Here is a 23,065-nt window from a genome sequence, read left to right on the forward strand (position 1 = left end):
CAGATAGTCATCGGGGGCAGCGACATGAACGGCATGAGCAGCACGAACAAGGGCATCGCACGCGTTATCGCCGTCTCGACGGTGGCAGCACTCACGCTGGGAATCACGGCGTGCACCGCGGGGACGACGGAACAGGCGTCCTCGAGCGGGCCCGCCGTCGCACTCGGCGAAGACCCCAGCCAAGACGCCGTCGATCTTTACACGGATCGCGATACGGCAGTGGCCGCTGCCGTCGATGCGCTTCCCGAGTTCATCGAGAAGGCGCTCGAGCAGACCGGAGTGCCCGGCGCGGCAGCCGCGGTCGTCTCGAACGGTGAGGTCGTGTTCGAAGAGGGATACGGTGTGCGGGACGTGACGACGGAGGAGCCCGTCGACGTCGACACCGTGTTTCAGATCGCGTCCTTGTCCAAGCCCCTCTCGTCGAGCGTTGTGGCCAAAGCGATCACCGAAGACGCCGATCTGTCCTGGGAGGATCCGGTCGTCGAATACCTCCCCGACTTCGCGCTGAACGATCCGTACGTGACCGAGCATGCAAAGATCGCCGACTTCTTCTCGCATCGCACCGGCCTTCCGACCGGCGGCGGCGATGAACTCGAGGACATCGGCTTTGACGCCGACTACATCATGGCCCACATGAACCAGATTCCTCTGGCGTCGTTCCGCGACACGTACCAGTACTCCAACTTCGGGCTGACGGTGGGCGCCGAGGCGGTCGCGGCGTCGCGCGGGCAGACGTGGGCGGAGACCGCGCACGAACTGCTGTTCGAGCCGCTCGGCATGACTTCGACGACCACCCTCCACGACGAATACCTCGCCGCAGATGATCGCGCGGCGATGCACGCGCGCACCGGCGAAGGTGAGTATGAGCAGCTGTTCGACCGGGATGCTGATGCCGAGGCTCCTGCCGGCGGTGTCGCCTCCACTGCCGGCGACATCGCGAAGTGGATGAATATGGTGCTGGCTGACGGTGAGGTCGACGGCGCGGAGTTCATCGACCCGCTCGTGCTCGCAAAGACCTATTCCGCCCATTCGATCACCGGCGGCGATGCCAAGAACCTGGTATCGCGCACGTCGCTTTACGGCTTCGGAACGAACGTCGGTGCCACCGTGACCGGCCGCGTCAACATCAATCACTCCGGCGCGTTCGGGTGGGGTGCCGCCACCAACGCCACAATGATCCCCGATCTGAACCTCGGGATCGTCGTGCTCACGAACGGAGCGCCGGCGGGAGTCCCGGAAGCGATCGTTTCGGAGTTCCTCGACCTCGTTCAGTTCGGTGAGGAGACGCGACCCTGGTTGGACCTGTGGTCTGGCAGGTTCGCGCGCTTCGCCGACCCGGCGGGCGACCTCGTCGACGAGGAGCCCCCCACAGGTGCCGCGGCAGCGGGTCCGGCCGGCGACTACGTCGGCACGTACACGAGCCCCTACTTCGGCAACTTCGTCGTGACCGAGGAGAACGGCACTCTCACCGGGGCGCTCGGCCCCGAGGGCGGCTACACGTTCGAGATCGAACCGTGGGATGGCGACACGCTGTCCTTCGTGCCGACCGGTGAGAATGCGCTCCCCGGTTCACTCTCCTCGGCGGTCTTCGTTCGCGAGGGCGAGCAGATCACCGGAGTCACCCTGACCTACTTCAACAAGTTCCCCGAGGAGGGGCAGGAGCCGAACGGGCTCGGCGTCTTCACTCGGGCCGGCTAAACCTCATCGTCGGCGCCGCCGCACCGAAGGGGTTCGCTGCTGCCGGCGCTGCACTCGGCGGCGCCGAGCTGTTCGGCGCCCTGGTCGGGCTCGCTCAGACGGCTGCGCACTACTCGGGCGGTTGACCTGCGGAGCCGCTAGCATCCACAGCAAACGCAGAGTGCGACTCCGGATGCCGCCGGCGCCGCCGACGCTCCGGGGGGAAGCCGCATGTACGAGCTCGACATCCGCGACGACCATCGACTGATCAACTCGATCTGGCGAGCACACGTCGACGAACCCGACGAGTATCTCGAGCCGGCGAACGAGCATTGGGGGCTCGCGTTCACGCGACTTCCCGACGGGTCGATGACCGCCGAACTCGCCGGCCCGACGCCGAAACCCCGAATGCTCGTCGGCATCGTCGGCGCGAGTCATTGGGGCGTCGAACTCCACCCCGAGGTGACCATCGCACGGCTGCCGAAGTCGCAGCTCATCGGCCGGTTCGTCTCACTCCCCTGTGCAGACGGTGTGTTCACGATGTCGGGCGAGTTGCTCCCGATTCCCGCGTTCGAAGAACTCGAACCCTTCGTCGAGACACTCGAGCAAGGCGGTCTGGTGCGGGTCGATGCGCATGCGGCGCGCGCTCTGCGCGGCGACCGCACCGGGTACTCCACGAGAAGCTGGCAGCGCCGGGTGAAAGCGGTCACGGGGTTGAGCCCGACGCGCATCACCCAGTTCGCCCGGGCGAGGGCCGCCGAGGTCGCGCTGCGCGGGGGCGACACGGCGACCGAGGTCGCAGCCGAGCTCGGCTTCGCCGATCAGGCGCACCTCACCCGCTCATTCGTGGCGCTTCGGGCGGAGCGGCCCTCCGACATCCGTCAGACGCCCTGACCTCTGACCGCTCGCCGCGATTCAGGCGCCGCTCGCGGCTTGTCGCAATTGTCCAAGGCACGCACGAGAACGTCGCCGATGCTGAGGGTGAGCGAAAGGTACCGATGTGAACAACATTCCAGCTGCCCCTGAGGGTTCGAACACCGTGAACCCATTCATCATGTCCGACGGCGCGGCCGCGCTGATCGACTTCCTCGTCGAGGTGTTCGGCGCGAGTGATGTCGCCGAGGCGCGCACTCTCGACACCGACGGGCTCATTTTGCACTCCGAGCTGCGGCTCGGCGACTCGACCCTGACGGTCGCCGACCGCAAGCCCGACTGGCCGTTCACTCCCGCGTTCACGCGCGTGTACGTCGACGACGTCGACGCGACGCTGGCTCGCGCAGAGCAGCACGGCGGCACCGTCATCACGAAGCCGACCGATTTCTTCGGCGACACGCTGTCGCGGTTCTCAGACCCGTCGGGCAACATCTGGTGGGTCTACAAGCACGTGCCGGCACCGGCATGGAACGGCGAGGGCGAAGCGGATGCCGCTGACTGGTCGGAGTCCGGCGGTGACGACGACTGGTCGAGCTTCACGAGCCCTGAGCTCGAGTACATCCACAACACCCTCATGGATGCGATGGGCGCGCTCACCGACCCCCGCGGCTGACGCGGCCCGGCACGTACCGCGTCAAGGCACGCGGTACCCGGCGGTGCGGAACAGCTCGTACCACTCGGCGCGCGTGAGCGGCACGTCCGACCCCTGAGCCGCGCCGGCCACGCGCTCGGGGGTCGTCGTGCCGAGCACGACCTGCATGTTCGCCGGGTGGCGGGTGATCCACGCGGTCGCGATCGCGATCGCCGGCACGTCGTACTTCACGGCGAGACGGTCGATCGCGGCGTTCAGCTCGGGGTACTCGGACGAGCCGAGGAACACGCCGGTGAAGAACCCGGCCTGGAACGGCGACCACGCCTGGATGGTGATGTCGTTGAGCCGGCAGTAGTCGACGATGCCGCCGCCGTCGAGGGTGATCGACTGGTCGAGCCCCTGCATGTTCGCGGCGACGCCCTCGGCGATGATCGGCGCGTGGGTGATCGACAGCTGCAGCTGGTTCGCCACGAGCGGCTGGCCGACCGACTTCCTCAGCAGGTCGATCTGCCGCGGGGTGTGGTTCGAGACGCCGAAGGCGAGCACCTTGCCGGATGCCTCGAGCTCGTCGAACGCGCGGGCGACCTCGTCGGGCTCGACGAGCGCGTCGGGGCGGTGCAGCAGCAGCACGTCGATGCGGTCGGTGTCGAGCGCGCGCAGCGAGCCGTCGACGGACTCGATGATGTGCTCGTACGAGAAGTCGAAGTACGGGCCGCCTTTGACGATGCCGGCCTTCGTCTGCAGGGTGATCTCATCGCGCTGCGCCGGGGTCAGCTGCATCGCCTCGGCGAAGCGCCGCTCGCAGCCGTGCAGTTCATCGCCGTAGACGTCGGCGTGGTCGAAGAAGTCGATGCCGGCGTCGCGGGCTGCGCTGACGAGTTCGCGCACGGCCTCGTCGCTCTTCTGCTGGATGCGCATGAGTCCGAGCACGACGTTGGGTGCGGTGAGGTCGCCGCCACCGAGGGGAATGGTCTTCACGGGCTGCTCCTGAGCTGTCGGTTCCGGATGTTGCGGATTCACCCTATGCCCACACGAGACTCGGCCACACCGCTCGCGCTCGCGCCGAACGCCCGAAACCGTCGGACCACTCGACCTTCGATCCACGTCGAAATGATGGCGATCGGATGCCGCGAGCCGCAGTCTGGACTCAATGGATGCCACGCGGCATCCGCCCGCGAAAGGAAGCACCGCATGTCATTCCAGGCCTACCTCGACACCATCGAGAAGAAGACCGGACTCACGCCCCGGCAGCTCGTCGACCTGGCAACCGAGCGGGGCTTCGGCCCGGGCACGAAGGCGACGCCGATCGTCGAGTGGCTGAAAGCGGACTACAGCCTCGGGCAGGGGCACGCGATGGCGCTCGTGCACGTGATCACGAAGGGCCCGCAGATCGCCGCGAAGCACGTCGGCACCGACGGTGTGCACCGCGATGTCACCGACACCCTCTGGCTTGACGGCGCCGCGACGAACCCGAACGGGTAGTGCTTCGCCTCGCTGCGCCTCTGCGACGCAGCGCCTCACCGGCTCAGGTTGTCGGGCTCCACGGTGCGTTCGGGATCCCACGGCTCCGACCAGCCGAGCTCGTCGAACATGCGGGCGAGCACCAGGGCGGTGAAGCCCCAGATGAGGCGGTCTCCGACGGTGAACGCGGGCGAGCGGTAGGTGCGCGATTCGAGCGTGAACTGCGTGTTCGCCCGATTCGCCGGGTCGAGCAACTCGCCGACGGGCACGCGGAACACGTCGACCGACTCGTCGTGATCGACTGCCGCCACCTCGGACGGGCGGGTCCACCACGCCGGCACCGGCGTGACGAGATGGTTGCTGATGGGCACCGGCATCGTCGGCAGCGTGCCGAGCGGCTCGATGCCGTCGGGGTCGACCCCGGTCTCTTCACGGGCCTCTCGAAGTGCCGCAGCGATCGGTCCGTCATCGGATGCGTCGAGCCGGCCCCCCGGGAAGGCGATCTGTCCGGCGTGACTTCTGAGGGTGGCCGCACGTCGAAGCAGCAGCACGTCGAGGTCGCGCGGCACCGCCGCGGCCGTGCGGGCCGGGATCGAGTCGAGCACCCCGAACAGCACGAGCACCGCCGCCGGGCGCACTGCCGCGGCATCCGCTCGCCCCTCTGGCATATCGGAGTGCCACTCGAGGCCGCGCTCGCAGAGAGCGATGAGGTCGGCGCGGGCATCGGTGATGGCGGGCATGGCTCCACCCTACGGAGCCCCGACGTCAGCGCCGCGGCTGTGCGCTATTCCTTCGAGAAGACGTTCGATGCGATCTCAATCGAGCCCTCTGGCGCGGGTGCTCCATCAGGCCCATCGATTCTGACGACGTAGCTGCCGCTCTGCGCGCCGACTCCGAACTCCTGCCCTCCACCACAGCCGATCACCCAATCCTCGGAGTTCGAATAGACGAGGAGGCAGACACGATCAGCTTCCTTGCCCTTCGCCAAGTAGAGGGTGTTGCCGTCGTGTTCGGCCACGAGGCGGCTGCTTTCCGGGTTCAGATCGTCGTAGGCGTACTCCGGCAGATCAGTCGGGAGAACATCACCCTCCTCGGCGGCACGCTCGAGGGCGGCGAAGCCGGACCCCGAATGGATGCATCCCGCCAGTGCGAGCACGGCGAACAGTGCGACGCCTGTCGCCGATGCGAGCTTCCCGTTCGATCTCATAGCCGAATACTGGCACGTGGGGAAAGAGGATGGGCCGCACTGGCGGCAATGAATCCGCTCTCGCTGCGAACGTCAATGGATGTCGAGCCGCTGAGGACGTCCACGTATCCGGCCTCCCGCAAGGTCGCCACATGTGTGCTCACGTTCAATGTGAGATCGCACGTTCAATGAGGACAGAAACCGACCGGGACGAACGCCAGTATCGGTGGCACAACCCACCCACAGAGGAGCCAACCGAACACGGTCGCCGGGTGGGGAGAGCCGAGCGCGGTCGGCGCGCGCCGGCGAGTTCTGCTACGGTCGATCCGATGGGTACTCTGATTTACTCCTAGTGGCGAGCCGTGTCGAGCAATGCTCCACGGCCTCTGCGTGATCACAACCGCGTTGATCACAACCGCGCTGATCTCAGCATTGCGCTGAATCCCGCGCGTTCGACCACTGATCATTCGGCCTGAGCCGTCGACGCTCCGTCGCATCCGCCGCATTGCGGCGCGTGCATGCGACCGAGCGCACGTGCACTGAACAGGCCGGGAAACGGAGTTCCACATGTACCCGAGCCAACTCTCACTCCGCGCCGCGACGAAGCGATTCGGCGACCGCATCGTGCTCGACCGTGTCGACCTGGCGGTGCGTTCCGGCGAACGCGTCGGCATCATCGGCGACAACGGGTCGGGCAAGTCCACCGTGCTGCGCCTCATGAGCGGCGAACTGCTGCCCGATGCCGGCGAGGTGACCGTCGCCGTCGCGGGCGGCATCGGCGCACTCAGCCAGGTGCTCGAGCTGCCCGACGGCGCGACTGTCGGCGACGCGATCGATGCGTGCTCGGCCGAGCTGCGCGCGCTCGAACGCGCGATGCGCGAGGCCGAGCACGGTCTCGCCCGCCTCGACGGCGCAGCTCTCCAGGCGGGACTCGCCGGCTACGCCGATCTGACCGAACGGTTCGACGCGCGCGACGGCTACGGCGCACCGGCACGACTCGACGCGGCGCTCGAGGTGCTCGGCGTCGGCGGCATCACCCGCTCCCGTCCGTGGGCGACCATGTCGGGCGGGGAGCGTTCACGCGTCGCCCTCGCGGCGACGTTGGCGTCGAATCCCGAGCTGCTGCTGCTCGACGAGCCGAGCAACGACCTCGACGACACCGCATGGCAGTGGCTCGTCGAGCGGCTCCGCGCCCATCACGGTACGGTCGTCGCGGTCACCCATGATCGCGCCTTCCTCCAAGCGTTCACCGAGGTGATCCTCGAGGTCGACGCGGCATCCGTCACGCGCTACGGCAGCGGCTATGCGGGGTACCTGATCGCGAAGGCGAACGAACGCGAGCGCCATCGACTCGCGTACGAGATGTGGAAGTCCGAACTCGCGCGCAATCGCGAGCTCGCCGCCGCGAACGCCGTGCGACTCGATGCGATCCCGCGCAAGCTCGACAAAGCGGGCATGGGCGCGGGCGCATTCCGGGCACGTGGCCGCGACCACGGCGCCATGGGACGCATCCGCAATGCCAAGGAGCGGGTGGCGCGCCTGCTCGACGACCCGATCGCGTCACCGCCGGTGCCGCTCTCGTTCACCCCGTCGCTCGAGCGGCTCGCAGCCGCCGTGCCGAATGAGGCGGTCGACGTGAACCCCCGAGCGTCGGATGCCCCTGACGAAGCGGATGCCCCGCTGCTCGCGCTCGTCGGGGTGCGCGTGGCCGGGGCATCCGTCGACGAACTGCGACTCGTCGCGGGCGACCGACTGCTCGTCACCGGCCCGAACGGCATCGGCAAGACGAGCCTGCTCCGGGTGATCGCAGGTGAGCAGCGAGCGGATGCCGGAGCGGTGACGGCGACCCGCAGCGTCGGCCATCTTCGCCAGCACAGCGAGATCGCTCCGAGTCGGCGCACCCTGCTCGAGGCGTATGCGGCGGGCATCCGCGAGGATGCAGGCACCGCCGAACGGCGGCTCATGCGTCTCGGCCTGTTCCACCCGCGCGATCTCCTCGTGCCGGTCGACGGGCTCTCGTACGGTCAGCGGCGGCGGCTCGAACTCGCGCTGCTCGTGAGCGAGCCGCACGAGCTGCTGTTGCTCGACGAGCCGACCAACCACCTCTCCCCCGATCTCGTCGAGGATCTCGAGCGGGCGCTCGAGGAGTTCAGGGGTGCGGTGGTGCTCGTCTCCCACGACCGGCTGATGCGCGAGCGGTTCCATGGCGAGCGGCTCGAGCTGGCCGGGTGACCGATTGCGCGGGCGCGGTGCGGCGGCGCGGCGCGGCCTTGCCGAAATGGCAAACCGGTGTGCCATCCGCGGGTCAGGTCCGTACGCTCGGTCAGCAGCGGAAGGAAGTACATCGATGAGTCGACACGAGCACGAGCCCACCGAGGCCGAGGCGGCAGAGCTGTTCGAGCCCTCGAGTTGGGAGGAGCGCTACTCCGGCGAGCAGACGGTGTGGAGCGGCAATCCCAATCCGCAACTGGTGGCCGAGACCTCTGCGCTGACCCCGGGCACCGCGCTCGACGTCGGCTGCGGTGAGGGCGGCGACGTGATCTGGCTCGCCCGACAGGGGTGGAAGGTCACGGGAGCCGACTTCTCGGCCAACGGCCTCGCCCGCGCGGCCCGGCATGCCGACGAGGCAGGCGTCGCCGACCGCACCGACTGGTGGCAGGTCGACGCCCGCACGTTCGCCGCCGAGAGCCGGTCGTACGATCTCGTCACGACGCACTTCCTGCATCCACCCGACGGCGGGATGGTCGAGGTGACCCGCCGGCTGGCGCAAGCCGTCGCACCCGGGGGGCACCTGCTGGTGGTCGGTCATGCGCCGTCGGAGGTGTTCACGCACCTGTCGACGAGTCATCGCAAGGCGATGTTCCTCGCCGAAGAGCTGCTGCCCGCCCTGCCCGACGACTTCGAGGCGCTCGTGGTCGAGCAGCGCCCGCGCACGATGGTTCGCGACGGCGTGACCATCGACGTGCACGACGCCACCCTGCTCGCGCAACGCGCGTCATGACGAGGGTCGCCGGCTTCGTGTCCTGACTCTCGCCGCATCGGCCGATCGGCCGAGGGAAGTCGAGCCCGCCGGCCGATGCCGCGCGTCGGCGCGCGCGCGAGCATCGAGGCATGACCGATGCATCCGGCGCCCGCGGCAACTCCACCGACTCCGCGCGCGACCTCCAGCTCGTACCCGGCCCCGCCCCGACTCCCGCTGCGCCGGCAGCGCCCGCGAAGCGGCGGCGGCGAACCGAATGGCTCGCCCCCACGGGCCTGATCGCGCTCAGCCTGGTGCCCATCGCAGGCGGCGCGTTCCGCCTCACCGAGCTCACGAGCGGCGCGACCGTGACCGCCGAGAACGCCCGCTTCTTCGACTCGCCGGTGCCGGTGATCGTGCACATCGTGGGATCCGTCGTCTTCCTCGTGCTCGGCGCGCTGCAGTTCGTGCCGTCGCTGCGCCGGCGCCGATGGCACCGCATCGCCGGGCGAATCGTGGCGCCCGCGGGCCTCGCCTCCGCCCTGTCTGCAGTGTGGATGACGCTCTTCTACGACATGCCGGCGTCCAGCGGCACGGCGCTCTTCGTGATGCGCCTCGTGTTCGGCACGGCCATGGCGGCCGGCATCGTCATCGCGTTCCTCGCGATCCGCCGGGGAGACGTGCGCACGCACAGCGCGTGGATGACACGTGCCTACGCGCTCGGCCTCGGTGCCGGAACACAGGTCTTCACGTTCCTGCCGTGGACGCTCGTGCTCGGCGCGCCCGACGTGACCATGCACGCCGTGCTCATGGGCGCCGGCTGGGTGATCAACCTCGCCGTGGCCGAGGTCATCATCCGGCGGAGAGCGCGGCAATACGGTCGCCAAGCTCGTGCTTCCGGCCGATCCGCGGTGGCCAGTGCCCGCCTATCATGAGGGAATGACGAGCCCCGTCCGGGCACTGTGGCAGGCGCCGGCCGCCTTCCCGCCACCGCCGCGGCGGGTCTGGCGCGACTGGGTGCTCGTCGGTGTGCTGCCGCCGCTCGCGCTGATCGAGGCGCTCGCCCGGCCCGAGGTTCCCTGGCGGTGGCTCTGGGCGATCGTGCTGGTCGCACTCGTGCCGACGTTGCTCTGGCGCCGCACGCGCCCGCTGACGATGCTCGGCATCGCGTTCGCGGCCGGGTCGGTCGTCGGCTTCGCGACCGGCGGTGACCCGCAGTTCTTCACCACGGCGTACTTCCTGATCCTCGTGTACGCGGTGATGCGCTGGGGTTCGGGTCGGGCGATGATCGCGGGTGGCGCGATCCTGCTCGCGAGTTCGCTCCTCTCGCTGCGGTTCGGGCCGCCCACGGTCGGCGATGTCGTCGGCGGACTCGCCGTGGTGGTGACGACGGGCTCGCTCGGCCTCGCCTTCCGGTGGCGCGCCGGGGCGAGGGCCCGTGAGCTCGATCGCATGCGGCTCCTCGAACGAGAACAGCTCGCGCGCGACCTGCACGACACGGTCGCCCACCATGTTTCGGCGATCGCGATCCAGGCGCAGGCGGGCACGGCGGTCGCGGCGAGCGATCCGGATGCCGCGGCCGAGGTGCTCCGCATCATCGAGGGCGAGGCGTCGCGCACGCTCGAGGAGATGCGTTCGATGGTGCGTGTGCTCAGGCGAGCGGATGCCGCCGAGCTCGCGCCGACCCCCGGCATCCCCGAGCTCGGGCTGCTCGCCCGACCCGTGGGCGGCGGCCCCGCGGTCGAGGTGCACGTCGACGGCGCGTTGGATGCGCTGCCACCTCCCGTCGGGGCCGCGGTGTTCCGGCTCGCTCAGGAGGCCGTGACGAATGCGCGCCGGCACGCGCGGGGCGCGACGCATGTCGAGGTGCGCGTGTTCGTCGATGCGTCCGGTGTGCGGCTCGACGTTCGCGACGACGGCGAGCCCGCGGCATCCGCTCTGCCGGGCTATGGCATCACGGGCATGATCGAACGCGCCGCTCTGCTCGGCGGCACGTGCGAGGCCGGCGCCGTTCCCGGTGGCCACGGCTGGGCGGTCACCGCGGACCTCCCGAGGGCGGGGTGGGCGACGTGAGCGTGCGCGTGCTCATCGCCGACGACCAGGCGCTCGTTCGCACCGGGCTGCGGATGATCCTCGACGCGCAACCCGACATCGAGGTGGTCGGCGAGGCCGCCGACGGCGCCGAAGCGGTGGAGCTCGCGCGGAGCATCCGGCCCGACGTGTGCCTCTTCGACATCCGGATGCCGGTGATGGACGGCCTCGACGCGACGCGAGCGCTCGCCGGCCCCGACGTTCGCGACCCGATTCCCGTGGTCGTGATCACGACCTTCGATCTCGACGAGTACGTCTACGGTGCACTTCGCGCGGGCGCGCGCGGGTTCCTGTTGAAGAACGCCGGCGCGACCCTGCTGCGCGAGGCGGTGCACGCGGCCGCACGCGGCGACGCCCTCATCGACCCGAACGTCACGGTGCGCCTGATCGAGGCATTCGCGGGCTCGACGCCCGAGCCGCCGTCGGGCCCGGCGACCCCCCTCACCGATCGTGAGGCCGACGTGCTCGCCGCGGTGGCGCGCGGCCTCGGCAACACCGAGATCGGCAGCGAGCTCCACATCTCGCTCAGCACGGTGAAGACGCACATCGCGAGCATCATGACGAAGATCGGTGCCCGCAATCGCGTGGAGCTCGCGATCTGGGCGCACGAACGAGACCGCGGGACAGCGGCATCCGCTCGGCCGAACTGACGCGCGTCACGCTCAGCCGGCCGTCGCGAGAGCCGGAAACCAGATCTCACATTTCGCCGGGCTGCGTCGTCAACACTTCGGGCGCCGATCGGCGCGAGCGCGCGAGTGCACGTACAGCAGAGAATCAGGAGACACCATGCGGATCGTCGTCATCGGAGGCACGGGCTTCATCGGACGGCAGGTCGTCGAGCTGTTGCGGGCGGTGGGGCATGAGGCCGTCGTCGCTGCACCGTCGACCGGCGTCGACACCGTCACGGGCGAAGGGCTTGCCGAGGTGCTCGTCGGCGCGGATGCCGTCGTCGACGTCAGCAACGCCCGCACCAGGGATCCCGACGGGCCGCTGGAGTTCTTCTCGGTCTCGGCACGCAACATCGCCGACGCCGAGACCGCGGCGGGGGTGCGCCACCACGTGCTGCTCTCGATCGTCGGCATCGACCAGGTGCCGGGCAACCCGCACTATCGCGGGAAGATCGCCCAGGAACAGGCCGCCCGCTCGGCCGGCGTGCCGGTCACCATCCTCCGGGCGACGCAGTTCGCCACCTTCGGCCGCCAGATCGCCGACTGGACGACCGTCGACGGGCGGGCGCACGTGCCGCACGACCTCGTGCAGCCGATTGCGCCCTCCGACGTCGCCGCCGAGCTCGTGCGCCTGGTGGTCGATCAGGCGTCGGCCGGCACGATCGAGATCGCCGGCCCCGAGCAGCTCCACCTCGACGACCTCGTGCGCGGCACCTTCGAGATGCTCGGCGATGACCGCGGCGTCGAGACGGTCGCGAGTTCGCCGATCATGGGCACCGAGGGCGCACCGGAGGGGGTGCTCACGCCGAACCCCGAGTCGGGGCATCCCCTCATCGTCGGCCGCACGACCTGGCGGGAGGCGCTCACAGAGGCGGCCGCGCATGCGGCATCCTGAGACGGTGAGCGACGAAGTGCTGGGCGAGCGGCGGCGACTCGTCGCCCTCGCCTACCGCATGCTCGGCACCGTGGCCGACGCCGAAGACGCTGTGCAAGAGACGTACGCCCGCTGGTTCCGCCTCTCGGAGCAGGAACGGCGCGGCGTGCGGTCACCGGCCGCATGGCTCACCCGGGTCGCCGGTCGAGTCTGCCTCGACGTGCTCGGGTCGGCACGCGCGCGGCGTGAGCAGTACGTCGGCGAGTGGCTGCCGGAGCCGCTTCCGGCGGGGCGACTCACGGATGCCTCTGCGCCGACCGATCCCCTCGATCGCGTGACCCTCGACGACGAGGTCGGCGCAGCACTCATGGTCGTGCTCGACTCGCTGTCGCCGGCGGAGCGGGTGGCATTCGTGCTGCACGACATCTTCGGCATGCCGTTCGCCGAAGTCGCCGAAGTCGTCGGTCGCACCCCCGACGCGGTGCGCCAACTGGCCTCGACGAGTCGCCGGCGCATCCGCTCGGCACCGCGTGCGCCGTCGGCGGCTCGCCGTGACGATCTCGTGCGGGCGTTCGCCGCTGCGGCGAACACCGGCGACCTCGCGGGCCTCGTCTCGATGCTCGACCCGAGAGTCGAACTCCGTTCCGACGGCGGCGGAGTCGTGAACACCGCGCGCAAACCGGTGCGCGGGGCCGACCACGTCGCCCGCTTCCTCGTCGGCGTGCTCGCGAAGAGTCCGGGGCGCCAGTTGCGGCCGCTCGATCTCGTCGACGGCCCCGGCCTCGCCCTCGCCGACTCGCGGCAGATCTTCGCCATCATCTCGCTCGGCGTGGGCGATGGTGCCGTCACCGCGGTGTGGGTGATGCGCAACCCCGACAAGCTCACCGGCTGGCGCTGAGAACGCCCGGCCCCCGTGATGGGAGCCGGGCGTTCACGAGCCGAATTCAGCCCTTGCCGGGGCGGTGCGCCTCGATCGGGAAGCTCCACGCGTTCACGCCATCCCCCGATGTCGAGTCACCCGAAGGCTCCTCGGCGTAGGAGACGAGGATCTGCGCGTCATCGGCGAGCGCGGAGCGGATGCTCGCGTCGATCGGCACCGTCAGCTTGCCCTTGCCGGCGTCGACCTCCTGCTCGAACGACGTCAGCAGCCGACCGCTCATGTCGGGTGCCCACGGCGGCGCCGCACCATCCGACGGGGAGCAGGCTTCGAAGCCGTAGACATCGCCGGCGCAACTCGACGTCCAGACGGGGATGAATGACGTGTCTCCCTTCCAAACGAAGACGCGCACCGTTCCGGCCTCGCTGGACCGGTATGAGATCTGCACCTTCTTCTGCTGGATCTTCACGTCGCCGATGCTCATCGCATCGCTCGGCTGCACTCCCGAGATCGTGCCGCCCCGCGTCGCCGACTGCGCGATCGTCTGGGGCGACTGCACACCCTGCAGGGCGGTGTCGGGGATGATCGGCTCGGCCGATTCGACCGACCGGTCGGCCGGCGGCGCGTACCCGTCGAGGTAGGCGTGACCCCATCGATACGGCTCCGACTGCTGGCTGCCGAAGGCAGACCATGCAGTGCGAGTCTGACCGATGAAGTCCTGCGTGTCGGAGTCGTACGGCGTGACGTTCAGCCCGAGGTACTCGGGGTCGAGGTCATTCACCGTCGCGTCGCCCTGCGGCACCGCGCTCGTCGGCCCGACGGCTGCCGGAAGCGTGGCGAGCGGCACCTTCACCTCGATGTCGTATCCGCCACCTGCGAACGTGCCGTCGGCCTCGCGTGCGACCTCGACCGCGACCTCGACGCCCTCGGCGTTCAGGCCGCCCTCGACGGTCTCGGCGAGCGGACCCGTCGAGAACCCCTGGTGGTTGTCGGCGTCGCGAGACCAGCACGGCCCGTCTGCCCCGTTGCCGTTCGTCGCCTCGGCGTCGTCGGTGAAGGGGAACATGCCGAGCTTGAAGGTCGACGAGGTGTCGATCGAGTCACCCCGCGGGTCGAGCAGCAGTTCGACCGAGTCGACCAGCCAGTGGCCGAAGCAGCGGTCGGGCGTCGAGGCGGCGCTCGCCACGTCGTCGGTCACATGGATCTGCGCGTACAGCGCATCATCATGCCAACCGAGCCGGGCGATGCTGCCTGCACCGCAGTCCACGCCGTCGGCGGCGCAGGCCGCTCCCTCCCAGCGCGTGCCGACGTTCACCGGCGTGCCGGTGTAGACGTCGTCGGCGGTGCCGTCGATCGTCGGCGCGGCAGCGAGCTGCGGGATGACCACGGTGGGCACGACGTACACGGTCTCGTTCTCGATCGACGTGCCGGCACCCGACGTCGTCGTTGCGGTGAACGTCGCCGTTCGGCTGCCGGGGTCGGTCGGATCGGTGTGGGTGACGACGAACTCGATCGTCGTCACCTCGCCCGGGGCGAGACCCGCGAAGGGCTTCACCGCCGCATCGGCGACGAAGCCTGCCGGCACCGTGAGGGCGATCTCGCCCGACTCGGCGCCGGCGCTGCGGTTGGTCACCTCGACCGGCACCGTCACCGTCTCACCGGCGCCGACCTGGGCGACCGCCACTGAGCGACCGCCGACGTAGGCGTCGTGATCCTGCGTCCACTGCTCGTACTCGGCCGCAGTGCCCCAGCGCTCGAAACGCCCCTCGACGGGCGCGACGAGTTGGATTCGCGTGTCGTTGTACGCGGTCACTCCGTTGCCCGCGAACTCCGCCGCGATCTTGTACGTGGCAGGGGCCGCGTCGGTCGCGGGAGTGACGGTGAACGTCGCCTGCGCGGCATCCTCATCGCTGATCTCGTCGATCTCGACCGGGTCGGAGACCTGCCAGCCGTCGGGCACGACGAGACTCACCGCGCCGCCGCCGAGTTCGCCGTCACCCGAGCGCAACGCGACGGTCGCGGTGAACGGCTCGCCTGCAGCCTCGAAGTACTCCTCGGCCGAGAGCGAGAACTCCGAACCGAGCGGCATGCCGCCCGGGTCGGCGACGACAGCGCCGTAGAGCACGGCATCGTCGTTCGCCGCGTCGGGCGAGGTGTTCGGCTGCATCGGCACGATCGACTGCGAGACGCCGTAGCGCTGGCACGTCGGATCGACGAGCGCGGTCTGCATCGTGCGCGCCTGCGTCGGGTGCGCCCTGCCGCCCTCGCGGCCGACCTGCGCCCAGGTCTTGGCCGATCCGGCCGCCTGGCCGGCGAGGTTGCCGTCGGCCCACACGTAGGGCGACTCGTAGCCGGTCCACGTGCCGACGACGGTGAACGGGTTCGTCGCCGCGGGCACGAAGCCCGCGTTGCAGGCCGGGCCGGCGGTGCCACCGGCGCCCGTCGTCAGCCCGCCGGCGAGCACCTTCTTCACCTGCCACGGCTCGACCGCGCCGACGCCCGTGAGCTGCTCGGGGTACATGTTCGGGTCGGCGGCCGCTGTCGCGGCTTCCCAGACCATGCGGCCCTGCGCGTACTGGTGGTTGCCGTGCCCGACGGCGAGCGACGGCGTGCTGCCGACGAGGATTTCGGGCTGCGTCTCACGGATGATCCGCACGGTGCGGCTCAGCGTCTCTTCGGCGTTCCACACCTTGGCCGTGAGCGGCGCCGAGGTGTTGTAGAAGAAGTCGACGCGGTCGAGGTTGAAGATGTCGATGGTGCCGGATCGAACGTGCGACGTGCGATCTTCATTCTCGCGGCGCACGCCGAGGTCGGGGCCCGCCTCGGGGCCGACCGAGTTCGAACCGCCCTCGCCTCGCGTCGCCATGATGATGCCGCACCGCACGCCGTAGAGGTCGTGCCAGACGCCGCACGGCGTCGTGAACCCGGCGTCATCGTCGGGGTGGGCGTAGATGCCCATGATGTCGATCTTCTCGCGCTCGGTCTCGGTGGCGATCGAGGGATCTCCGACGTCGAACTTCAGCGCCGCGTCTGGTGGGCCGGAGTTGCCGTTGCCCATCGTCGCGGCGATCGCGTTGCCCGGCCCCATGAGCGCGACGACGGTGATCAGCGAAGTGAGCAGGATTGCGTGATGACGTTTCATGCGGTCCTCCGTTGGACGCTCGGGACGACGGACTGCCACCCCGAATTCCGTCCCACGCTAGAGCAGATTCGGTCATGCACGCAAGCATGTGCGCGCAGATTCACGCAGCTTGGCTGCGCGAATCTGCTCGCTTACTCGCGCACTGCGCCCTCGATCATGCCCTTGATGAAGTGGCGCTGCAGGAAGATGTACAGCGCGACGACCGGCAACGCGACCATCACCGCCCCCGCGGCGAGCAGGGCGGTGCCCTGCGTGTACTGCCCCTGGAAGAACGCGAGCCCGAGCGGCGCCGTTCGCACATCGCCGTTCGGCGACATCACGAGCGGGATGAGGAACTCGTTCCACGTCCACATGAAGACGAGCAGCACGAGGGTGAGGATCGCGGGTCGCCCGATCGGCACCAGCACCTGCCAGAGGATGCGCATCGAATTGGCGCCGTCGAGACGAGCCGCCTCGATGAGCGCCCGGCTCGAGGAGCGGAAGTACGTTCGCATCCAATACGTGCCGAAGGCGATCGACATCGCGATCTGCGGCGCCGCGACGCCCCAGACGGTATTGGTGAGCCCAACGACGCGCAGGTCGAAGTAGAGCGGCACGATGAATGCCTCGGTCGGCACCATGATGCCGAGCAGGAACACGTAGAAGACGACCGTCGCCCCACGGAAGCGCATCGTGCCGAGCGCATACCCGGCGAGGATCGAGGCGAGCACCGAGACCACGACGACGATCGCGGCCACGACCACGGAGGTCAGCATGTACTGCCCGAATCGGCCGACCTCCCACGCCTCGGGGAAGTTCTCAGGGTGGAAGGTGCCGCCGTCTCTGGCAGCAGAGGCGTCTTTCGGTCCGAACGCGAGCGTGATGATCACACCGATGGGGCCGAGCACCACGAGAGCGAACACGATGAGCACGACGTAGTTCGCGCCCCGTTCGATCGGCGAGACCTTCATTTCCGCTCTCCGATCATGTTGACGACTCCGTTGATGGCGAACACGATGATCGTCAGCACGATGCCGACGGCAGTGGCGACACCGACATCCCCGAGCTCGAAGGCTCTGCGGTAGATCTCGTAGCTCGGCACGGTCGTCGAGGTGCCAGGGCCTCCGCTCGTCGTGACGTAGACGAGGTCGAAGGTCTTGAGCGCGGCCACGATCGTGAGGGTGAGCGCCACCGTGATCTCACCGCGCACGGTGGGCAGGGTGATCGCGAAGAACTCGCGCACCGGGCCGGAGCCGTCGAGTCGAGCCGCCTCGTACAGTTCGCGCGGCACCCGGCTCATGCCGGCCATCAGCAGCACGGTGACGAGGCCGGTGCACACCCAGGTGCCGATGAGCCCGACGGCTGGCAGGGTGAAGGTGTAGTCGCCGAGCCACGGGCGGGTCAGCGAATCGAGCCCGATGAGACGCAGGAAGCCGTTGAGCGGGCCATCGGGCGCATAGATCTGCCGCCAGGTCACGGCGACGACGACCATGGCGATGACCTGCGGCAAGAAGATGACGCTGCGGAAGAATCCGATCCCGCGCACCTTCGAACGAGTCAGCAGAGCCGCGAGCACCAGCCCGATGACGAGGGGCAGCACGGCGTAGAAGAAGACGAGCACGAGGGCGTGCCAGAACGCCTCGCGCAAGCGCTCGTCGTAGAGGATCTCGACGTAGTTGTCGAGGCCGACGAACGTCGATTCGCCGAGGCCGTCCCAGTCGAAGAGGGAGTACTGTGCGGCGCGGCCGAGCGGAAAGAGCAGGAATCCGCCGTAGATCAGCAGTGCGGGGGCGAGGTACGCCCATGCCACCCAGCCCGATCGGGCGGGGCGCCGAGTGGCGCTCCGCCCGATCGTGGTGTTGCCGTTACTCATTGCTTGCGACGAACTCCGCATAGTCGGCCTCGAGCGCCTCTGTGAACTGCTCGGGAGTCACCTGGCCCGCCAGCAGGTCTTGCAGCGACTGCCCCATGGTGTCGGCGAAGGTCGGCGTCGCGTAGTCGAGGTACGGCAGCAGGCTGCCCTCGCCCGTGACGTTGCCGAACACGGTGAACACGTCGGCCATCACACCCGAGGAGGGCGCGAGCTCGGCCGTGCGGTTCACCGGCAGGTTGCCGGTCTCCGCGAGCACGTCCATCGCGTCGTCGCTCGTGATGAAGTCGATGTACGCGGCCGCCACGTCGTTGTTGTCGGCCGCCGAGGTGATCGTGAAGGGCAGCCCGGTGCCGCCGGTGGTCGCCGGCGTGCCGTCGGCCGTGTTCGGGATGAAGAACCCGACGTCGTCGCCCATCGCATCAGCGAGGTCGGCTGCCAGCCATGAGCCGCCGATGAGGAAGACCCCGTCGCCCGCGGCGAGCGCCTGCCACGCCGCGTCGTAGTCGGTGCCGTTCACGCCGTCGTTGAAGTACCCCGCGTCGACCCAACCCTGCAGCGCGGCGGCCGCCTCGACGTTCTCGGGCGTCGTCCAGCTCTGGCCGGCGTTGCCGAGTCCGAGGTCGGTGATCACCTCGGCGTCGACGTAGTCGCCCTGCAGCGGGCCGAAGACGTGCAGCGCCGGCCACTGCTCGATGTTGCCGAGCTGCATCGGGGTCTCCCCCGCTGCGGCCGCCGTCTTCAGTGCGGCGTCGAACTCGCTCCAGTCGGCGGGCACTTCGAGACCGAGCCCTTCGAGCTTGCTCTTGGAATAGAAGACGCCCACGACCTCGCCGACCTGCGGCAGCCCATACAGGTTGCCGTCGCCGAAGACCTTCGCATCCTCGCTGTAGGTCGAGTACTGCAGCACCGACGGCGAGTACCGGTCGAACCATCCGTAGGCCTCGGCGTAGTCGTCGAGCGGGCGCAGCTGGCTCGCCCCGACGAACTGCCCCATCGTGTTGCGGCCGTTGTTGGCCTGCACCACGTCGGGTGCGTCGGCATCGGTGAGGGCGAGCCGAAGCGTCGTCGCGAGGTCGTCGAACGACTGCGAGTTGCGATCGATCGTCACGTTCGGGTACTTCTCCATGAAGGCGGCATTGAGTTGCTCCATCTGCTCGTTCTGGCCGCCGCGCACCTCCTGGTCCCACACAGTGAGGGTGACGTCGCCGACGTCCGAGATGTCGGTGCTGATCTCGCCGGTGTCTGCGGCGTCGCCGTTGTTGCCGCTTCCGGGCGCACAACTCGTGAGGGCGACGATGAGCGCAGCACCTCCCAGGGCCGCTGCGGTCAGTCGGATGTTTCGCTTCATGATGTACCTCTCTTGTCGTGGAACGATCGCCGGGCTGCTGCTGCCCGGTAGTCGGCGAAGGGGAACGTGAATTCCGATCTGCGGCGGCCGGATGTCTCGGGCAGCACGTCGTTGAGGAACGAGAAACGCGCGACGAGCTCGCGATCGCCGGCTCGGCGCGTCCGATCCCACCAGTCGGCGAGGTCGCCCCATCCGGGCGCGGCGAGCGCTCCGCCCGGGAATTCGACGGCGAGGGCGGCGCACAGCGCGGCGAACGAGAGGCTCTGCTCGAGCGGCCATTCGCGCAGCGTTCCGAGCACGAGTGATGCACCGAACACGTCGCCGGCGCCCGTCGCATCGCGCCCGTTCGCGGGGACGGCGGGCACCGTCACCTCCTCGCCGCGCGCTGAGTCGATCGCGACTGCTCCGGCTTCGCCGCGCGTCACGACGACGAGCGGCACACGGCCCGCGAGGGCTCGTGCAGCGGCGACGGCGGAGTCCGTGCGTGTGTAGGCCATGGCCTCGGACTCGTTCGGTGTGAACGCGAAGCAGTCGTCGAGGGGCTCGAGGTCGGCAGCATCCCACCGCTCCGACGAGTCCCAACCGATGTCCGCGAAGATCTTCGTGCCGGCGTGCGCCGCCGCCCGCCACCAGACGCCGCCTGCACGAGCCCCGCGAGACATCGCCCCCAGGTCGGCGAACGTCGCACGCGCGGTGATGCCGTCGCCGACGAGTTCGCCGGGCGTGACAGGGGCCGCGACCTCGTGCGTGATCATGCTGCGATCGCTGCCCGACGCGATCGAGACGGTGACCGGCGTGGGCCAGTTCGGCACCAGCCGCGACGAGCTGAGGTCGATTCCTTCCCGATCGGCGAGGAACTCCCAGCACCAGCGGCCGTAGACGTCGTCGCCGAGCGTCGCGACGAGCGCAGTGCTCAGGCCGAGACGGGCGGTCGCGACCGCGAGGTTGGCGACCCCGCCGGGGCTGGCGTCGAGCGCGTCGGCGTGCACTTCCGTGCCGGGCCGAGGCGTTGCGTTCACGTCGGTGAAGACCAGATCGAAGAAGACCGGCCCGGTGAGGAGCACGTCGACGGCATCGCCGGCAGCTCGTTCAGCCACGAATCCTCCTTGACTGCGATCACGTGCGCGATCGCCGATCGGGTTTGACTGAACATACTCTCGAATGAACGCTCCTGCGTCAATTCATGCTCGAAGTTGACTGCTACGATCGTCGACATGCTCACAGCAACGCGCCAGGCGCACATCCTGAACTCCCTGCGCAGCGACGGCGAAGTCACCGTCGAAGAGCTCGCAGAACAGTTCGGCGTGTCCCTGTCCACCATCCGTCGCGACCTCAACGCGCTGAGCGCCGAGGGCCTGCTCCGACGCGTGCGCGGCGGGGGCAGCATCGAGCCCGACCAGATTCCGTTCACCGACGTCGAACGGCAGCATCACCCCGAGAAGGCGCGCATCGCCGAGCGGGCCGCCGCACTCGTGGCCGATGGAGACGTCATCATCATCGACATCGGCACGACGACGGCGCTGCTCGCCCGGCAGCTCCGCGGCCGACGCATCACGGTCATCACCTCGAGCCTCGCGGTCATCGACGAACTGCGCGACGACGACGTGGTCGAACTCATCGTGCTCGGCGGAGCGGTTCGCAAGAACTACAACTCGATGATCGGCACCCTCACCGAGCAAGCGCTCGCGCAGATTCGCGCAACGACCTGCTTCCTCGGCACGAGCGGCATCAGAGCAGACGGCACCATTTCCGACACCACGGGCATGGAGGTTCCGATCAAGCGAGCGATGATCGAGTCATCCCAGCGCACCGTCGTGCTGGCCGACTCGTCGAAGTTCCCGGGTGTCGGGGTCTTGAGCGTCTGCGGCCCCGAACTGATCTCGGCCGTCGTGACGAACGACGATGCGGATGCCGCGACACTCGGCGTGTTGCGCGAGGCCGGCGTCGAGGTGAGCGTCGCGTGAAGCTCACCATCATCGGGGGCGGCGGGTTCCGTGTTCCCCAGGTCTTCGAGGCCGTCTCCGCAGATCACGCTCCCGTGCGCATCGATGAACTGCGCCTCTACGACGTCTCGGAATCGCGCCTGCAGACGATCGGCGCGATCCTCACGAGCCTTGCGAAGCAGCGTCGGCATGTGCCGACCATCACGCTGACGACCGACCTCGAAGAGGCCCTTCGCGGCACCGACTTCGTCTTCAGCGCGGTGCGCATCGGCGGCACCCAGGGGCGCATCCTCGACGAGCGCACCGCACTCGACCTCGGCGTACTCGGTCAAGAGACCGTCGGCCCCGGCGGGCTCGCGTACGCGCTCCGCACCGTGCCGTTCATGACCCGTCTCGCCGAGACGATCCGCAAGGTCGCCCCCGAAGCCTGGGTGATCAACTTCACGAACCCGGCGGGCATCGTCACCGAGGCGATGCAGCGGGTACTGGGCGACCGCGTCGTCGGCATCTGCGACACCCCGATCGGGCTCATCCGTCGCGCAGCCACCGCCGCCGCCGGATCCCCCGACAACATCGGATTCGACTACGTCGGCCTGAACCACCTCGGATGGCTCCGCTCGATGACGGCCGGCGGCGAAGAGCTGCTGCCGCGGCTGCTCGAGTCCGATCAGGCGCTCGAGAGCATCGAAGAGGCCCGCCTGATGGGCTTCGACTGGGTGCGGGCGCTCGGCGCACTGCCGAACGAGTACCTCTACTACTACTACTTCACGCGCGAGGCGACCGAACGCATCCGCTCGGCCCCTTCGACCCGGGGCGAGTTCCTCGACCGCCAGCAGTCGGCGTTCTACGCCGCCCCGGGCGAAGACCCGCTCGCGACGTGGCTGGCCGCTCGGCGCGAGCGCGAGTCGAGCTACATGGCCGAGAGCCGAGCCGCCGACGAAGAGCGCCACGAGTCCGACGTCGACGGCGGCGGGTACCACGAGGTCGCGCTCGACCTCATGGCCGCCCTCGCAACCGGTCGATCCTCGACGATGATCCTCAACGTGCGGAACAACTCGCTCGTGCCGCAGCTGCCCGACGACGCGGTCGTCGAAGTGGGCTGCGTCGTCGACGGCGACGGCGTGCACCCGTGGCCGATCGCTCCGGTCACGGGAGAGATGCTCGGACTGATGACGCAAGTGAAGTCGGCTGAACGGCTCATCATCAGCGCTGTGCACGAGCAGTCGCGTGAGCAGGCCTGGCGGGCGTTCGCGGCGCATCCGCTCGTCGATTCGGTCACCGTCGCGCGTTCGCTCCTCGACCGCTACCGCGAGAACTTCCCCGAGATCGGTGCCCTGCTGCCCTGAGCGCGACTCACGGTCACAATGGCGCATGTCTGAGCTGCTGCCCGCCTGACCCGCAGGTCCGGAACGTCTTGTGGGTCCGGTGCACGTCGTCTATAAGGGTGGGATCACCCGAACAG

General features: G+C 69.0%; 21 protein-coding genes. 13 read left to right on the forward strand and 8 right to left on the reverse strand.

Annotated elements, in window-relative coordinates; all coding sequences use genetic code 11:
• The first annotated feature begins 33 nt into the window (after positions 1-33).
• The 3 genes from AC1C2S_RS03395 to AC1C2S_RS03405 all read left to right on the forward strand — a co-directional run bounded on the left by AC1C2S_RS03395 (position 34) and on the right by AC1C2S_RS03405 (position 3,223).
• Positions 34-1,698: a serine hydrolase gene (locus AC1C2S_RS03395; protein WP_495351128.1), complete on the forward strand. Its 1,665-nt coding sequence runs from the start codon at positions 34-36 to the stop codon at positions 1,696-1,698.
• 210 nt (positions 1,699-1,908) lie between these two features.
• Complete coding sequence (locus AC1C2S_RS03400) at positions 1,909-2,571, forward strand: AraC family transcriptional regulator (RefSeq protein WP_495351129.1); 663 nt, start codon at positions 1,909-1,911, stop codon at positions 2,569-2,571.
• 106 nt (positions 2,572-2,677) lie between these two features.
• A complete protein-coding gene (locus tag AC1C2S_RS03405) occupies positions 2,678-3,223 on the forward strand; it encodes a VOC family protein (RefSeq protein WP_495351130.1) in 546 nt (181 codons plus the stop codon).
• 21 nt (positions 3,224-3,244) lie between these two features.
• Here the strand turns inward: AC1C2S_RS03405 and AC1C2S_RS03410 are convergent, their stop codons facing one another.
• Entirely contained in the window at positions 3,245-4,180 is a 936-nt protein-coding gene (locus AC1C2S_RS03410; RefSeq protein ID WP_495351131.1) for an aldo/keto reductase, read from the reverse strand.
• Between the two features lie 213 nt (positions 4,181-4,393).
• Here AC1C2S_RS03410 and AC1C2S_RS03415 point away from each other — a divergent pair, with 213 nt between their 5' ends.
• On the forward strand, positions 4,394-4,684 hold the full coding sequence (locus AC1C2S_RS03415; RefSeq protein WP_495351132.1) for a DUF4287 domain-containing protein: 291 nt from the start codon (positions 4,394-4,396) through the stop codon (positions 4,682-4,684).
• 35 nt (positions 4,685-4,719) lie between these two features.
• Here AC1C2S_RS03415 and AC1C2S_RS03420 read toward each other — a convergent pair whose 3' ends face one another.
• Together AC1C2S_RS03420 and AC1C2S_RS03425 are read right to left on the reverse strand one after the other, a co-directional pair.
• Positions 4,720-5,403: an NUDIX hydrolase gene (locus tag AC1C2S_RS03420; RefSeq protein WP_495351133.1), complete on the reverse strand. Its 684-nt coding sequence runs from the start codon at positions 5,401-5,403 to the stop codon at positions 4,720-4,722.
• Between the two features lie 44 nt (positions 5,404-5,447).
• On the reverse strand, positions 5,448-5,819 hold the full coding sequence (locus tag AC1C2S_RS03425; protein WP_495351134.1) for a hypothetical protein: 372 nt from the start codon (positions 5,817-5,819) through the stop codon (positions 5,448-5,450).
• Between the two features lie 597 nt (positions 5,820-6,416).
• Between AC1C2S_RS03425 and AC1C2S_RS03430 the strand changes: the two genes are divergently transcribed.
• The 7 genes from AC1C2S_RS03430 to sigJ all read left to right on the forward strand — a co-directional run bounded on the left by AC1C2S_RS03430 (position 6,417) and on the right by sigJ (position 13,339).
• On the forward strand, positions 6,417-8,081 hold the full coding sequence (locus AC1C2S_RS03430) for an ABC-F family ATP-binding cassette domain-containing protein (protein WP_495351135.1): 1,665 nt from the start codon (positions 6,417-6,419) through the stop codon (positions 8,079-8,081).
• A 115-nt stretch (positions 8,082-8,196) separates the two neighbouring features.
• Positions 8,197-8,850, forward strand: coding sequence for a class I SAM-dependent methyltransferase (locus tag AC1C2S_RS03435; protein ID WP_495351136.1), 654 nt, complete (start codon positions 8,197-8,199; stop codon positions 8,848-8,850).
• Between the two features lie 110 nt (positions 8,851-8,960).
• Positions 8,961-9,743, forward strand: a complete 783-nt coding sequence (locus AC1C2S_RS03440) for a DUF2306 domain-containing protein (protein ID WP_495351137.1) — start codon at positions 8,961-8,963, stop codon at positions 9,741-9,743.
• A gap of 4 nt (positions 9,744-9,747) precedes the next feature.
• Complete coding sequence (locus AC1C2S_RS03445; protein ID WP_495351138.1) at positions 9,748-10,881, forward strand: histidine kinase; 1,134 nt, start codon at positions 9,748-9,750, stop codon at positions 10,879-10,881.
• Entirely contained in the window at positions 10,878-11,549 is a 672-nt protein-coding gene (locus AC1C2S_RS03450) for a response regulator (RefSeq protein WP_495351139.1), read from the forward strand. Before AC1C2S_RS03445 ends, AC1C2S_RS03450 begins: the two co-directional genes overlap by 4 nt.
• Positions 11,550-11,685: 136 nt before the next feature.
• Positions 11,686-12,462 (forward strand): SDR family oxidoreductase, encoded by a 777-nt coding sequence (locus AC1C2S_RS03455; protein WP_495351140.1) that lies wholly within the window; start codon positions 11,686-11,688, stop codon positions 12,460-12,462.
• A gap of 4 nt (positions 12,463-12,466) precedes the next feature.
• A complete protein-coding gene (gene sigJ / locus AC1C2S_RS03460) occupies positions 12,467-13,339 on the forward strand; it encodes an RNA polymerase sigma factor SigJ (RefSeq protein ID WP_495351141.1) in 873 nt (290 codons plus the stop codon).
• A gap of 46 nt (positions 13,340-13,385) precedes the next feature.
• On the opposite strand, the gene AC1C2S_RS03465 is transcribed toward sigJ, so the two are convergent.
• From AC1C2S_RS03465 to AC1C2S_RS03485, 5 genes are all read right to left on the reverse strand, one after another.
• Positions 13,386-16,460, reverse strand: a complete 3,075-nt coding sequence (locus tag AC1C2S_RS03465; RefSeq protein ID WP_495351142.1) for a sugar-binding protein — start codon at positions 16,458-16,460, stop codon at positions 13,386-13,388.
• 131 nt (positions 16,461-16,591) lie between these two features.
• Positions 16,592-17,410, reverse strand: coding sequence for a carbohydrate ABC transporter permease (locus AC1C2S_RS03470; RefSeq protein ID WP_495351143.1), 819 nt, complete (start codon positions 17,408-17,410; stop codon positions 16,592-16,594).
• A complete protein-coding gene (locus tag AC1C2S_RS03475; protein ID WP_495351144.1) occupies positions 17,407-18,312 on the reverse strand; it encodes a carbohydrate ABC transporter permease in 906 nt (301 codons plus the stop codon). The genes AC1C2S_RS03470 and AC1C2S_RS03475 overlap by 4 nt, the downstream gene beginning before the upstream one ends.
• Positions 18,305-19,660 carry an ABC transporter substrate-binding protein gene (locus tag AC1C2S_RS03480; RefSeq protein ID WP_495351145.1) on the reverse strand — a complete coding sequence of 452 codons (1,356 nt, stop codon included), beginning with the start codon at positions 19,658-19,660 and terminating at the stop codon, positions 18,305-18,307. Before AC1C2S_RS03480 ends, AC1C2S_RS03475 begins: the two co-directional genes overlap by 8 nt.
• Positions 19,657-20,757, reverse strand: a complete 1,101-nt coding sequence (locus tag AC1C2S_RS03485) for a carbohydrate kinase family protein (RefSeq protein WP_495351146.1) — start codon at positions 20,755-20,757, stop codon at positions 19,657-19,659. The genes AC1C2S_RS03480 and AC1C2S_RS03485 overlap by 4 nt, the downstream gene beginning before the upstream one ends.
• A 117-nt stretch (positions 20,758-20,874) precedes the next feature.
• Between AC1C2S_RS03485 and AC1C2S_RS03490 the strand changes: the two genes are divergently transcribed.
• Together AC1C2S_RS03490 and AC1C2S_RS03495 are read left to right on the forward strand one after the other, a co-directional pair.
• Positions 20,875-21,624 carry a DeoR/GlpR family DNA-binding transcription regulator gene (locus AC1C2S_RS03490; RefSeq protein ID WP_495351147.1) on the forward strand — a complete coding sequence of 250 codons (750 nt, stop codon included), beginning with the start codon at positions 20,875-20,877 and terminating at the stop codon, positions 21,622-21,624.
• Positions 21,621-22,949: a 6-phospho-beta-glucosidase gene (locus tag AC1C2S_RS03495; protein WP_495351148.1), complete on the forward strand. Its 1,329-nt coding sequence runs from the start codon at positions 21,621-21,623 to the stop codon at positions 22,947-22,949. The genes AC1C2S_RS03490 and AC1C2S_RS03495 overlap by 4 nt, the downstream gene beginning before the upstream one ends.
• Positions 22,950-23,065 lie beyond the last annotated feature (116 nt).

It is taken from the genome of Agromyces sp. Y782, from assembly GCF_059445405.1.